Source organism: Streptomyces sp. DSM 40868, from assembly GCF_011820545.1.
GTDB lineage: Bacteria > Actinomycetota > Actinomycetes > Streptomycetales > Streptomycetaceae > Streptomyces > Streptomyces eurythermus.
Window position 1 is genome coordinate 5910325 of sequence record NZ_CP050504.1, and the last position, 13014, is coordinate 5923338.

Below are 13014 nucleotides of genomic sequence, written 5' to 3' on the forward strand. Positions count from 1 at the left end.
CTGACGCCTGCTCGAACGCGAGGCGAGATGCCCCACAGCCGCCCCCACATCCGTAACACCAGTCCCGTGCCGACCCGCGGCCGTGCGCCGCGCCGACACAACGAGGTTGCCGTACCTATGCGCCACGATGAAGGAGCCCGCGGTGAGTGCTGACCCGACGCAGACGCTCGCTTTCGACACGAGCTGCCACCTGTTCGACGGGTGCGGCTTCCCGGCTCCGGGCCTGCACTCGTTCCTGTTCAAGCCGCTCTGGGGCGACGCGGACAGCAACTTGTACTTCAACAAGACGATGCTGCTGGCGCTCCTCGGTTCCATCATCATCGTGGGCTTCTTCTGGGCCGCCTTCGCCAAGCCGAAGGTCGTCCCGGGCAAGCTCCAGATGGTCGCCGAGTCCGGTTACGACTTCATCCGCCGCGGCGTCGTCTACGAGACCATCGGCAAGAAGGAAGGCGAGAAGTACGTCCCGCTGGTCGTCTCGCTGTTCTTCTTCGTCTGGATGATGAACCTCTGGTCGGTCATCCCGGTCGCGCAGTTCCCGGTGACCTCGATCATCTCGTACCCCGCCATCCTGGCCGGCATCGTCTACATCCTCTGGGTCGGGCTGACCTTCAAGCGGCACGGCTTCGTGGGCGCCTTCAAGAACTTCACCGGCTACGACAAGTCCCTCGGCGCGGTCCTCCCGCTGTCGATGACGATCGAGCTGTTCTCGAACCTCCTCGTGCGGCCCTTCACCCACGCCGTCCGACTCTTCGCGAACATGTTCGCCGGCCACACGCTGCTGCTGCTCTTCACGATCGCCAGCTGGTACATGCTGAACGGCATCGGCATCGCCTACTCCGCCGTCTCGTTCGTGATGGTCATCGTGATGACCGCCTTCGAGCTCTTCATCCAGGCTGTCCAGGCGTACGTCTTCGTACTGCTGACCTGCAGCTTCATCCAGGGCGCGCTCGCCGAGCACCACTGAGCGACCCGACCACCCACCCAGACATCCGGTGGCCAACCCCCACCGGTCATTGAAAGAGAAGGAAGAACCGGCATGTCCGCTCTCCAGACCCTTGCCGCCGGCGTCGAGATCAAGGGCAACCTCGGCTCCATCGGTTACGGCCTCGCCGCCATCGGCCCGGGCGTCGGCGTCGGCATCATCTTCGGTAACGGCACCCAGGCCCTCGCCCGCCAGCCCGAGGCGGCCGGTCTGATCCGCGCCAACCAGATCCTCGGCTTCGCCTTCTGTGAGGCGCTCGCCCTGATCGGTCTGGTCATGCCGTTCGTCTACCCGAGCGCCTGATCCGACCGTCGCCCTTTAGACGAAAGGCACTGATATGAGCCCCCTGGTTCAGCTTGCGGCTGAGGAGGCCGAGAACCCCCTCATCCCGCCGATCCCAGAGCTCGTCATCGGCCTGATCGCCTTCGTCATCGTCTTCGGCTTCCTCGCCAAGAAGCTCCTCCCGAACATCAACAAGGTTCTGGAAGAGCGCCGCGAGGCCATCGAGGGCGGTATCGAAAAGGCCGAGGCCGCGCAGACCGAGGCCCAGAGCGTCCTTGAGCAGTACAAGGCCCAGCTCGCCGAGGCCCGGCACGAGGCCGCGCGCCTGCGCCAGGAGGCGCAGGAGCAGGGTGCCGCGCTCATCGCCGAGATGCGGGCCGAGGGCCAGCGCCAGCGCGAGGAGATCGTCGCCGCCGGTCACGCGCAGATCGAGGCCGACCGCAAGGCCGCCGCGTCCGCGCTGCGCCAGGACGTCGGCCGGCTCGCCACCGAACTGGCCGGCAAGCTCGTCGGCGAGTCCCTTGAGGACCACGCCCGTCAGAGCCGTGTGATCGACCGCTTCCTCGACGAGCTCGAGGAGAAGGCCGAGGCCACGCGATGAACGGAGCGAGCCGCGAGGCACTGGCAGCCGCACGGGAGCGTCTGGACGCGCTGACGGACTCCACGTCCGTGGACGCCGCGCAGCTCGCCGACGAGCTGGCGGCCGTCACCGCGCTGCTCGACCGCGAGGCCGGCCTGCGCCGGGTCCTCACCGACCCGGCGCAGCCCGGAGAGGCGAAGGCCCAGCTGGTCCAGCGTCTGATCGGCGGCCAGGTCAGCGGCCCGACCGCCGACCTGCTGTCCGGGCTGGCCCGGTCCCGCTGGTCGCAGCCGCGCGACCTGGTGGACGCGCTGGAGGAACTGGCGGACATCGCCGACCTCACGGCCGCGGAGAAGACGGGCACGCTCGACGACGTCGAGGACGAGCTCTTCCGGTTCGGCCGGATCGTCTCCTCCAGCACCGAGCTGCGCGCCGCGCTCACCGACCGCGCCGCCGGCACCTCGGCCAAGACCGAGCTGCTGCACCGGCTGCTGGGCGGACGGGCCAAGCCGGCCACCGAGCGACTGGTGACGCGCCTGGCCACCGCGCCGCGTGGACGTAGCCTGGAAGCGGGACTGGAGTCCCTGTCCAAGCTCGCCGCCGAGCGCCGGAACCGCGTGGTCGCCGTCGTCACCTCGGCGGTGCCGCTGAGCGACGGGCAGAAGCAGCGCCTCGGCGCCGCCCTGACCAAGCTCTACGGCCGTCGGATGCACCTCAACCTGGACGTCGACCCCGAGGTCGTCGGCGGCATCCGGGTGCAGGTCGGTGACGAGGTCATCAACGGCTCCCTCGCGGACCGGCTCGAAGAGGCCGCCCGCCGCATGGCGAGCTAGCAGCAACTCGATAAATCGGTCTTTCGAGAAAGTCCGAGAGACGCAGTACGTACTTACGGCCCTGGTTGGGCCGTGCAGAGGATTCACCTCCTGTTGGGGGGAGTCCCCATCCCCCCAAAGTGAAACTTCGGGCCCAACAAGGAGAGCAGGGAACCCAGATGGCGGAGCTCACGATCCGGCCGGAGGAGATCCGGGACGCGCTGGAGAACTTCGTCCAGTCGTACAAGCCGGACGCGGCCTCGCGCGAGGAGGTCGGTACGGTCACCCTTGCCGGCGACGGCATCGCGAAGGTCGAGGGTCTTCCCTCGGCCATGGCCAACGAACTGCTGAAGTTCGAGGACGGCACCCTCGGCCTGGCGCTGAACCTGGAAGAGCGCGAGATCGGCGCCATCGTCCTCGGTGAGTTCAGCGGCATCGAGGAGGGTCAGCCGGTCACCCGTACCGGCGAGGTCCTCTCCGTCGCGGTGGGCGAGGGCTACCTCGGCCGTGTCGTCGACCCGCTCGGCAACCCGATCGACGGCCTCGGCGAGATCGAGACCGACGGCCGCCGCGCCCTCGAGCTGCAGGCCCCCACGGTCATGCAGCGCAAGTCGGTGCACGAGCCGATGGAGACGGGCTACAAGGCCGTCGACGCGATGACCCCGATCGGCCGTGGTCAGCGTCAGCTGATCATCGGTGACCGCCAGACCGGCAAGACCGCCCTGGCCGTCGACACGATCATCAACCAGCGCGACAACTGGCGCTCGGGCGACCCCAAGAAGCAGGTCCGCTGCATCTACGTCGCCATCGGCCAGAAGGGCTCCACCATCGCCGGCGTGCGCCGCGCGCTGGAGGAGAACGGCGCCCTGGAGTACACGACCATCGTCGCCGCCCCGGCGTCCGACCCGGCCGGCTTCAAGTACCTGGCGCCGTACACCGGTTCGGCCATCGGCCAGCACTGGATGTACCAGGGCAAGCACGTCCTGATCATCTTCGACGACCTGTCGAAGCAGGCCGACGCCTACCGCGCCGTGTCGCTGCTGCTGCGCCGCCCGCCGGGCCGTGAGGCCTACCCGGGTGACGTCTTCTACCTGCACTCCCGGCTGCTGGAGCGCTGCGCCAAGCTCTCCGACGACATGGGTGCGGGTTCGATGACCGGTCTGCCGATCGTCGAGACCAAGGCCAACGACGTCTCGGCGTTCATCCCGACCAACGTCATCTCCATCACCGACGGCCAGTGCTTCCTGGAGTCGGACCTGTTCAACGCCGGTCAGCGTCCCGCGCTGAACGTCGGTATCTCCGTCTCCCGAGTCGGTGGTTCCGCCCAGCACAAGGCGATGAAGCAGGTCTCCGGCCGCCTCCGCGTCGACCTCGCCCAGTTCCGTGAGCTGGAGGCCTTCGCCGCCTTCGGTTCCGACCTGGACGCCGCCTCCAAGGCCCAGCTGGAGCGCGGTCAGCGCATGGTCGAGCTGCTGAAGCAGGACCAGTACCAGCCGATGTCCACCGAGGACCAGGTCGTCTCCGTCTGGGCCGGCACCACCGGCAAGATGGACGACGTCCCGGTCGCCGACATCCGCCGCTTCGAGAAGGAGCTGCTGGAGTACCTGCACCGCAAGGAGCAGGGCCTCATGACCTCCATCCGCGAGGGCGGCAAGATGTCCGACGACACGCTCACGGCCGTCGCCGACGCGATCGCTGCCTTCAAGAAGCAGTTCGAGACCTCGGACGGCAAGCTGCTCGGCGAGGACACTCCTGCCGCTGCTTCCAAGTGACGTAAGGAAGGGACCTGACTCATGGGAGCCCAGCTCCGGGTCTACAAGCGTCGCATCCGATCCGTCAGCGCGACCAAGAAGATCACCAAGGCGATGGAGATGATCGCCGCCTCGCGCGTCGTCAAGGCGCAGCGCAAGGTGGCGGCCTCCACGCCGTACGCGACCGAGCTGACGCGCGCGGTCACGGCGGTGGGCACGGGTTCGAACACCAAGCACCCGCTCACCACGGAGGCGGAGAACCCGACCCGTGCCGCGGTCCTGCTCCTCACGAGCGACCGCGGTCTGGCCGGCGCCTTCAACTCCAACGCCATCAAGGCCGCGGAGCAGCTGACCGAGCGCCTGGAGCGCGAGGGCAAGCAGGTCGACACGTACATCGTCGGCCGGCGCGGTGTCGCGCACTACAACTTCCGTGAGCGCAAGATCGCGGAGTCGTGGAGCGGCTTCACCGACGAGCCGACGTACGCGGACGCCAAGAAGGTGGCGGCGCCGCTGATCGAGGCCATCCAGAAGGACACGGCCGAGGGCGGTGTGGACGAGCTCCACATGGTCTTCACCGAGTTCGTCTCGATGATGACGCAGACGGCGCTCGACGCCCGGCTGCTGCCGCTGCGCCTCGACGAGGTCGCCGAGGAGGCCGCCCCCCAGGGCGAGATCCTCCCGCTGTACGACTTCGAGCCCTCGGCGGAGGACGTCCTCGACGCCCTGCTGCCGCGCTATGTGGAGAGCCGCGTGTACAACGCGCTGCTCCAGTCGGCCGCTTCGAAGCACGCCGCCACGCGGCGCGCGATGAAGTCGGCCACCGACAACGCGGGCGAGCTGATCAACACGCTCTCCCGTCTTGCCAACGCGGCCCGCCAGGCCGAAATCACCCAGGAAATCAGCGAGATCGTCGGTGGCGCGAGCGCCCTGGCCGACGCGACCGCGGGGAGTGACCGATAAATGACCACCACTGTTGAGACCGCGACGGCTACGGGCCGCGTCGCCCGGGTCATCGGCCCGGTCGTCGACGTGGAGTTCCCCGTCGACGCGATGCCGGAGATCTACAACGCCCTCCACGTCGAGGTCGCCGACCCGGCGAACGAGGGTCAGAAGAAGACCCTGACCCTGGAGGTCGCCCAGCACCTGGGTGACGGCCTGGTCCGCACCATCTCCATGCAGCCGACCGACGGCCTGGTCCGCCAGGCCCCGGTCGTCGACACCGGCGACGGCATCACCGTCCCGGTCGGCGACTTCACCAAGGGCAAGGTGTTCAACACCCTCGGTGAGGTGCTGAACGTCGACGAGCGGTACGAGGGCGAGCGCTGGTCCATCCACCGCAAGGCCCCGAACTTCGACGAGCTCGAGTCGAAGACCGAGATGTTCGAGACCGGCGTCAAGGTCATCGACCTGCTGACCCCGTACGTCAAGGGCGGCAAGATCGGTCTGTTCGGCGGCGCCGGCGTCGGCAAGACGGTGCTCATCCAGGAGATGATCTACCGTGTCGCCAACAACCACGACGGTGTCTCCGTGTTCGCCGGTGTCGGCGAGCGCACCCGTGAGGGCAACGACCTGATCGAGGAGATGTCCGACTCGGGCGTCATCGACAAGACCGCGCTGGTCTTCGGTCAGATGGACGAGCCCCCGGGCACCCGTCTGCGCGTCGCGCTGGCCGGCCTCACCATGGCCGAGTACTTCCGTGACGTCCAGAAGCAGGACGTGCTGTTCTTCATCGACAACATCTTCCGCTTCACGCAGGCCGGTTCCGAGGTCTCCACGCTGCTCGGCCGCATGCCGTCCGCGGTGGGTTACCAGCCGAACCTGGCCGACGAGATGGGCCTCCTCCAGGAGCGCATCACCTCGACCCGCGGTCACTCGATCACCTCGATGCAGGCGATCTACGTCCCCGCCGACGACCTGACCGACCCGGCCCCGGCCACCACCTTCGCCCACCTCGACGCGACGACGGTGCTCTCCCGTCCGATCTCGGAGAAGGGCATCTACCCGGCCGTGGACCCGCTGGACTCCACGTCCCGGATCCTGGACCCGCGCTACATCTCGCAGGACCACTACAACGCGGCCATGCGCGTGAAGACGATCCTGCAGAAGTACAAGGACCTCCAGGACATCATCGCGATCCTCGGTATCGACGAGCTGGGCGAGGAGGACAAGCTGGTCGTCCACCGCGCCCGTCGGGTGGAGCGCTTCCTGTCCCAGAACACCCACGTCGCCAAGCAGTTCACCGGCGTGGACGGCTCGGACGTGCCGCTGGACGAGTCGATCGCCGCGTTCAACGCGATCTGCGACGGCGAGTACGACCACTTCCCCGAGCAGGCATTCTTCATGTGCGGTGGTCTCGACGACCTCAAGAAGAACGCCAAGGAGCTGGGCGTCTCCTGAGCCCCGTGCTCGACCGAGGGGGCGGGCGCGTCCCGCCCCCTCACCCACGCCCACTAGAATTGACCCCAACACCCGGCGCCCCTGCCGGGTGGTGACCCGAGGAGCCACTCTTGGCTGCTGAGCTGCACGTCGAGCTGGTCGCCGCCGACCGCCAGGTCTGGTCCGGCGAGGCCACCCTGGTCGTCGCGCGCACCACGTCCGGCGACATCGGCGTCATGCCCGGTCACCAGCCGCTGCTCGGTGTGCTGGAGTCGGGCCCGGTGACCATCCGTACGAGTGAAGGTGGAACGGTCGTCGCCGCGGTGCACGGCGGTTTCATCTCGTTCGCGGACAACAAGCTGTCCCTGCTGGCCGAGATCGCCGAGCTGTCGGACGAGATCGACGTCCAGCGCACGGAGCGGGAGCTGGAGCGGGCGAAGGCGGAGGGCGACGCCGCCGCCGAGCGCCGCGCGGACGTCCGACTGCGTGCTGCGGCGGCGCGCTGAACCAGCCGCGCGGTACGTTGACGTCACTCAGCCGCGGCCGGCCCGGAGCAATCCGGTGCCGGTCGCGGCTGAGGCAGATGTGGGTGTTTTTTCCGTTTCATTACTCAAATACAGAAGCAGTTCCACCAACTAGGAGACGAGGAGGTCGGTGCCGATGGTCCTCGCTCTGACTGTGTGCGGAATCGTGGTCGCGCTCGTGGTGGTGGGACTGTTCCTGTTCGGGCTGCGGCGCCGGCTCATCCAGCGCTCCGGCGGGACCTTCGACTGCTCGCTGCGCTGGGACATCCCGGAGAAACCCGATGCGGGCGGCAAGGGCTGGTCCTACGGCGTCGCCCGCTACAACGGCGACCGCATCGAGTGGTACCGGGTCTTCTCCTACGCCGTCCGTCCCCGCCGGGTCCTGGAGCGGGCGCAGATCGAGGTGGCCGGGCGCCGGCTGCCCGAGGGCGAGGAGGAGCTGGCGCTGCTGTCCGACGCGGTGGTACTGGCCTGTACGCATCGGGGCACGCGCCTCGAACTCGCCATGAGCGAAGACGCGCTGACCGGATTTCTCGCGTGGCTGGAAGCAGCCCCGCCCGGTCAGCGCGTCAACGTCGCTTGAGAGCTTTTCTTACGGGTCTTACAGGTTGTCGCTGATGGCGCTCACCAGTTCACCATTGGCGGTGTCACCGGTGAAGTCCCAGAAGAACGCGCCGCCGAGGCCCTGGGTGTTGGCCCAGGCCATCTTCGTCTTGATGGTGGCGGGAGTGTCGTAGGACCACCAGTTGGTGCCGCAGTGCGCGTACGCGGTGCCCGCGACGGTACCGGTGACCGGGCAGGACGTCTTGAGGACCTTGTAGTCCTCGATGCCCTGCTCGTAGGTGCCGGCCGCCGGTCCGGTGGCCGTGCCGCCCGGGGCGTCCTGGGTGACGCCGGTCCAGCCGCGGCCGTAGAAGCCGATGCCGATGAGCAGCTTCTTGGCGGGCACACCGATCGCCTTGAACTTGGCCATCGCGTCGGCGGTGGTGAAGCCCTCCTTCGGGATGCCGTTGTAGGAGGTCAGCGGGGAGTGCGGGGCGGTCGGGCCCTTCGCGTCCCAGGCACCGAAGAAGTCGTACGTCATCACGTTGTACCAGTCGAGGTACTGGGCGGCGCCCGCGTAGTCCGCGGCGTCGATCTTGCCGCCGGTCGTGGCGTCGGCGGTGGTCGCGGCGGTGATCAGATAGTTCGGGCCGAACTTGGCGCGCAGCGCGGCCATCAGGTTCTTGTAGGCCGCCGGGCCGCTGGTGTCACAGGTCAGACCGCAGGCGTTCGGGTACTCCCAGTCGATGTCGATGCCGTCGAAGACATCGGCCCAGCGCGGGTCCTCGACCAGGTCGTAGCAGGACTGCGCGAAGGCCGCCGGGTTCTTGGCCGCGTCACCGAAGCCGCCGGACCAGGTCCAGCCGCCGAAGGACCACAGCACCTTGATGTGCGGGTACTTGGCCTTCAGCTGGCGCAGCTGGTTGAAGTTGCCGCGCAGCGGCTGGTCCCAGGTGTCGGCGACGCCGCTGACCGAGTTCTCGGCGGTGAACGCCTTGTCGTAGTCGGCGTAGGAGTCGCCGATCGCGCACTTGCCGCCGGTGACGTTGCCGAAGGCGTAGTTGATGTGCGTGATCTTGGCCGCCGAGCCGGACGTCACCAGGTTCTTGACGTTGTAGTTGCGGCCGTAGATGCCCCACTCGGTGAAGTAGCCCATCTTCACCTTGTCACCGGTGGGCGGGGGAGTGGTGCCGCCGCCGGTGGTGTGGACCTTGACCGCGCCGCTGACCGGGCCGGTCTGGTCGGCGGTGTCGCGGGCCTGCACGCTGTAGGAGTAGTCGGTGCCGGCGGTCAGGCCGGTGTCCGTGTACGAGGTGGTGGTGACGGTGGAGACCTTCTTGCCGTCGCGCAGCACGTCGTAGTTCTTGACGCCCTTGTCGTCGGTGGCCGCGCTCCAGGAGAGCTTCACCGAGGTGTCGGTGACGGAGGAGGCGGTCGGGGTGCCGGGGGCGGACGGGGCGGCGTCGCCGGGCTGTGTGGAGCCGTCGCAGCTGTCGCCGTTCAGCTTGCAGTTGGACGGGGAGCCGGGGCCCGAGCCGTTGAAGCCGAAGGAGACGGAGGCGCCGGGGGCGATGGTGCCGTTCCAGCCGACGTTCTTGGCGGTCCAGTGGTCACCGGAGTTGGTGACGGTGGCGTCCCAGGCCGAGGCCACCTTGGTGCCCGAGGGGAAGTCCCACTCGATGGTCCAGGAGCTGATGCTGCTGGTGCCGGTGTTCTTGACGGTCCACTGGCCGCCGAAGCCGGTGCCCCAGTCGCTGGTCTTGGTGAAGGTGGCCGTGGCGTTGCCCGCGGCCTGGGCGGGGCTCGCGAGGCCGACCGCGCCGGCCAGGGGGAGCAGCAGGGACGCGAACCCTGCCGCGGCTCTGTGTCTGAAGCGCATGGAGCGCCTCCCTCGTCGTAGAGGTGTCAGGGGCATGACTGAGCCTTCATGCCCCACGGTGCTGCGAGAGTAGAAAGGTCTGGACCACAGGTCAATAGGTCTGGACCACTCTGGGAGCCATTCCGGCGGGCGCCCCGCTACAGCCCCAACTCCCTGGCCAGCACCGCGGCTTGCACCCGGCTGCGCAGCCCCAGCTTCGCCAGCAACCGGCTGACGTGCGTCTTCACCGTGCCCTCCGCCATGTCCAGCCGGCCGGCGATCTCCGCGTTCGACAGCCCCTCGCCGACACAGCCGAGCACCTCCCGCTCCCGCCGGGTCAGGTCCTCCAGCACCGCCGGGTCGGCCGCCGTACCCCGGTCCGGGACCGCGCCCGCGGCGAACTCGGCGATCAGCCGCCGGGTCACGGCCGGTGCCACCACCCCCTCGCCGCGCGCCACCGTCCGCACCGCCTCCAGCAGCTCCCGCGCCTCCGCGTGCTTCAGCAGGAACCCCGCCGCCCCGGCCCGCAGCGCCCCGAACACGTACTCGTCCAGGTCGAACGTGGTCAGCACCAGGACGTCGGCGAGCCCTTCGGCCACGATCCGCCGGGTCGCGGACACCCCGTCCAGCACCGGCATCTGCACATCCATCAGCACCACGTCCGGCCGCAGCCGGCGGGCCAGTTCGACCGCCCGCTCCCCGTCCGCAGCCTCCCCGGCCACCTCGATGTCGGGCGCGCTGCCCAGGATCAGCACCAGCCCGGCGCGGACGGCGGACTGGTCCTCGGCGACCAGGACACGGATCATGCGGAGTCTCCTTCGGTGAGCGGAAGCGCGGCCCGTACGGCCCACAGACCGTCCCGGGGCCCGGCCTCGAACGTGCCGCCGAGCAGCGCCGCCCGCTCCCGCATCCCGGTCAGACCGGCACCGGAGCCCGGCGCGCGGGGGGTGTCGCCCGGCTGGTACGGGCTGGTCACCCGGATGTCCAGCAGGCCGCCGTGCTGCCGCAGCACCACGCGTACGCGCCCCTCGGCCGCGTGCTTCAGGGCGTTGGTCAGCGACTCCTGCACGATCCGGTAGGCGGCCAGCTCCACGGGCGCCGGCACCTCGCCGTGCCCGGCGTCGAGCGTGACGTCCAGGCCGTTGGAACGGGCGGTGCCGACCAGCGCGCCGAGGCCCGCCAGGGTGGGGGAGGCGGCGGGCTCCCGGTCCCCGGAGCGGTCCCGCAGGATGCCGATCAGCCGGCGCATCTCGGCCAGCCCCGCCACGCTGTTCTCCCGGATGACGGCCAGCGCCTCCCGGGTGGTCTTCGCGTCGTCCAGGGAGAGGGCCGCCGTGGAGTGGATGGCGATGGCCGACAGGTGGTTGGCGACCATGTCGTGCAACTCACGCGCCACCCGGGCCCGTTCCGCGGTGACCGCCTGGGCCCGGTCCATCTCGGCCAGCAGCGCGGTCTGTTCGGCGCGCAGCCGGGCGGCCTCGGCGGCGTCCCGGTGACCGCGCACCAGCGCGCCGGTCGTGGCCGGAGCGAGCGCCACCACCCCGATGCCCAGCCCGATCAGCAGCCCCTGCGGATCGTGCCAGAGCCCCGCCGGCACCACTCCGCCGAGGACCGTGAGCATCCCGGCGATCCACGGGATGCGGCGGGCCGAGGCCGGGGTGCCGTACAGGACGGCCGCGTACATCAGGTCGGTGTACAGCACGACCGTGACCACGCTGCCCAGGGTCACCGTGTCCAGCACCAGCATCAGGGTGCCGAACAGCAGGCCGGTGCGCGGCCGGACGCGGCGCAGCGGTTCGCACGCGGCGGTCAGCGCCAGCGGGACCAGGGGCGCCCAGGCCGTGTGCCACAGCACCAGGTCGTCCGAGTGGTCCCGGGGGTGGATGCCGAGCGCCCACAGCAGCAGCCCGCCGAGCAGCCCGCCCACGGCGATCCACCAGTCGTCTCGGTGCGGGCGGGGGAACGTGCGGGCCATGCCCCCATCCAACACGGCCGCGGGCCGCCCCGCCTGCTCCCCGGGAAGGGTGCGGGACTGCGACTTTCGCTTACGGCACTCTCCTCAGCGCCGACGACGAAACCGCCCGGCCCGGCCGGGACCCTGGGAGAGGGAAACGAGGGGAGCGAAACGTGATCGTCGGCCTGGTCATCGCCTGCGAGGTGGCGTTCTGGGTGCTGCTGGCGGCCGGACTGGCCTTCCGGTACGCGCTGCGGATGCCGCGCACCGGACTGGCGCTGCTGCTGTGCGAGCCGCTGCTGGAGGTCGTGCTCTTCGTCGCCACGGCGATCGACCTGAGGAACGGCGCGCAGCCCGACTGGCGGCACGGGCTCGCCGCGGTCTACATCGGCTTCACCGTCGGCCTCGGCCACTCCACCATCAAGTGGGTGGACGCCCGGGTGGCCCACCGCTTCGCCGGCGGCCCGCCCCCGGTGAGGCCGCCCAAGTACGGCACCGCCCGCGCCGTCCACGAGTGGAAGGTCGCCGGCCGCTGGATCCTGGCCGCGGTCGTCGCGCTCGCCCTGCTCCAGGGGGCGGTCTGGTACGTAGGCGACGCCGACGGCACCGACTCGCTACGGATGTGGCAGGAGCGCATGCTGTGGCTGATCGGTATCAACGTGCTGATCGCGGGGTGCTACACGGTGTTCCCGAAGCGGGCTCCGCAGGGGGCCGACGACCGGGAACCGGCCGGGCGGCGCTGACGCTCACCGCCCGCGCCCCGTCGCGCGGCGGCTAACGCTCCCCGCCCGGTACCCACAGCACGTCCCCGGTTTCCTGGTTGGCGGTGCGGGCCAGGATGAACAGGAGGTCGGAGAGGCGGTTGAGGTAGGTCGCGGTGAGGGGGTTCATCGTCTCGCCGTGCGTCTCGAGGGCCGCCCAGGTGGAGCGCTCGGCGCGGCGGACGACCGTACATGCCTGGTGCAGCAGGGCCGCGCCCGGGGTGCCGCCCGGCAGGATGAAGGAGCGCAGCTTCTCCAGCCGCTCGTTGAACCGGTCGCAGTCCGCCTCCAGACGGTCGATGTAGAACTGCTCCACCCGCAGCGGCGGGAACCGCGGGTTCTCCACGACCGGCGTCGACAGGTCCGCGCCCACGTCGAACAGGTCGTTCTGGACGCGGGTGAGGACCGTGACGATCTCCTCCGCCAGCCCGCCCATCGCGATGGCCGTGCCGATCGCCGCGTTGGCCTCGTTGGCGTCGGCGTAGGCGGCGATCCTGAGGTCGGTCTTGGGCACCCGGCTCATGTCGCCGAGGCTGGTGGTGCCCTGGTCGCCGGTCCTGGTGTAGATACGCGTCAGATTGACCATGCGGC

Annotated in this window: 14 protein-coding genes; 10 read left to right on the forward strand and 4 right to left on the reverse strand. The window is 69.5% G+C overall.

The window, feature by feature from the left end; all coding sequences use genetic code 11:
* Positions 1-127 precede the first annotated feature (127 nt).
* From atpB to HB370_RS27070, 9 genes are all read left to right on the forward strand, one after another.
* Positions 128-964, forward strand: coding sequence for a F0F1 ATP synthase subunit A (gene atpB, locus HB370_RS27030; protein ID WP_030790036.1), 837 nt, complete (start codon positions 128-130; stop codon positions 962-964).
* A gap of 72 nt (positions 965-1036) precedes the next feature.
* Positions 1037-1285, forward strand: a complete 249-nt coding sequence (locus tag HB370_RS27035; protein ID WP_010357477.1) for an ATP synthase subunit C — start codon at positions 1037-1039, stop codon at positions 1283-1285.
* Positions 1286-1319: 34 nt separating this feature from the next.
* Complete coding sequence (locus HB370_RS27040) at positions 1320-1865, forward strand: F0F1 ATP synthase subunit B (protein WP_030610091.1); 546 nt, start codon at positions 1320-1322, stop codon at positions 1863-1865.
* Entirely contained in the window at positions 1862-2677 is an 816-nt protein-coding gene (locus tag HB370_RS27045) for a F0F1 ATP synthase subunit delta (protein WP_030790040.1), read from the forward strand. The genes HB370_RS27040 and HB370_RS27045 overlap by 4 nt, the downstream gene beginning before the upstream one ends.
* Before the next feature lie 158 nt (positions 2678-2835).
* Complete coding sequence (atpA, locus tag HB370_RS27050) at positions 2836-4428, forward strand: F0F1 ATP synthase subunit alpha (RefSeq protein ID WP_030790043.1); 1593 nt, start codon at positions 2836-2838, stop codon at positions 4426-4428.
* A 21-nt stretch (positions 4429-4449) separates the two neighbouring features.
* Positions 4450-5367 (forward strand): F0F1 ATP synthase subunit gamma, encoded by a 918-nt coding sequence (locus tag HB370_RS27055; RefSeq protein ID WP_030790045.1) that lies wholly within the window; start codon positions 4450-4452, stop codon positions 5365-5367.
* Positions 5368-6804, forward strand: coding sequence for a F0F1 ATP synthase subunit beta (gene atpD / locus HB370_RS27060; protein ID WP_030790047.1), 1437 nt, complete (start codon positions 5368-5370; stop codon positions 6802-6804).
* 110 nt (positions 6805-6914) lie between these two features.
* Positions 6915-7289: a F0F1 ATP synthase subunit epsilon gene (locus HB370_RS27065; protein WP_023546729.1), complete on the forward strand. Its 375-nt coding sequence runs from the start codon at positions 6915-6917 to the stop codon at positions 7287-7289.
* Between the two features lie 154 nt (positions 7290-7443).
* On the forward strand, positions 7444-7890 hold the full coding sequence (locus HB370_RS27070; protein ID WP_030790048.1) for a DUF2550 domain-containing protein: 447 nt from the start codon (positions 7444-7446) through the stop codon (positions 7888-7890).
* An 18-nt stretch (positions 7891-7908) separates the two neighbouring features.
* Here the strand turns inward: HB370_RS27070 and HB370_RS27075 are convergent, their stop codons facing one another.
* The 3 genes from HB370_RS27075 to HB370_RS27085 form a co-directional block, all read right to left on the reverse strand.
* Positions 7909-9729: a glycoside hydrolase family 18 chitinase gene (locus HB370_RS27075; protein WP_030790050.1), complete on the reverse strand. Its 1821-nt coding sequence runs from the start codon at positions 9727-9729 to the stop codon at positions 7909-7911.
* Between the two features lie 137 nt (positions 9730-9866).
* Positions 9867-10514 carry a response regulator transcription factor gene (locus HB370_RS27080; protein ID WP_030790052.1) on the reverse strand — a complete coding sequence of 216 codons (648 nt, stop codon included), beginning with the start codon at positions 10512-10514 and terminating at the stop codon, positions 9867-9869.
* On the reverse strand, positions 10511-11683 hold the full coding sequence (locus tag HB370_RS27085; protein ID WP_030790053.1) for a histidine kinase: 1173 nt from the start codon (positions 11681-11683) through the stop codon (positions 10511-10513). Before HB370_RS27085 ends, HB370_RS27080 begins: the two co-directional genes overlap by 4 nt.
* 152 nt (positions 11684-11835) lie before the next feature.
* On the opposite strand from HB370_RS27085, the gene HB370_RS27090 reads away from it, so the two are divergent.
* Positions 11836-12405: a hypothetical protein gene (locus tag HB370_RS27090; RefSeq protein ID WP_030790056.1), complete on the forward strand. Its 570-nt coding sequence runs from the start codon at positions 11836-11838 to the stop codon at positions 12403-12405.
* 31 nt (positions 12406-12436) lie between these two features.
* Here HB370_RS27090 and HB370_RS27095 read toward each other — a convergent pair whose 3' ends face one another.
* Positions 12437-13009 carry a cob(I)yrinic acid a,c-diamide adenosyltransferase gene (locus tag HB370_RS27095; protein ID WP_030790059.1) on the reverse strand — a complete coding sequence of 191 codons (573 nt, stop codon included), beginning with the start codon at positions 13007-13009 and terminating at the stop codon, positions 12437-12439.
* Positions 13010-13014 lie beyond the last annotated feature (5 nt).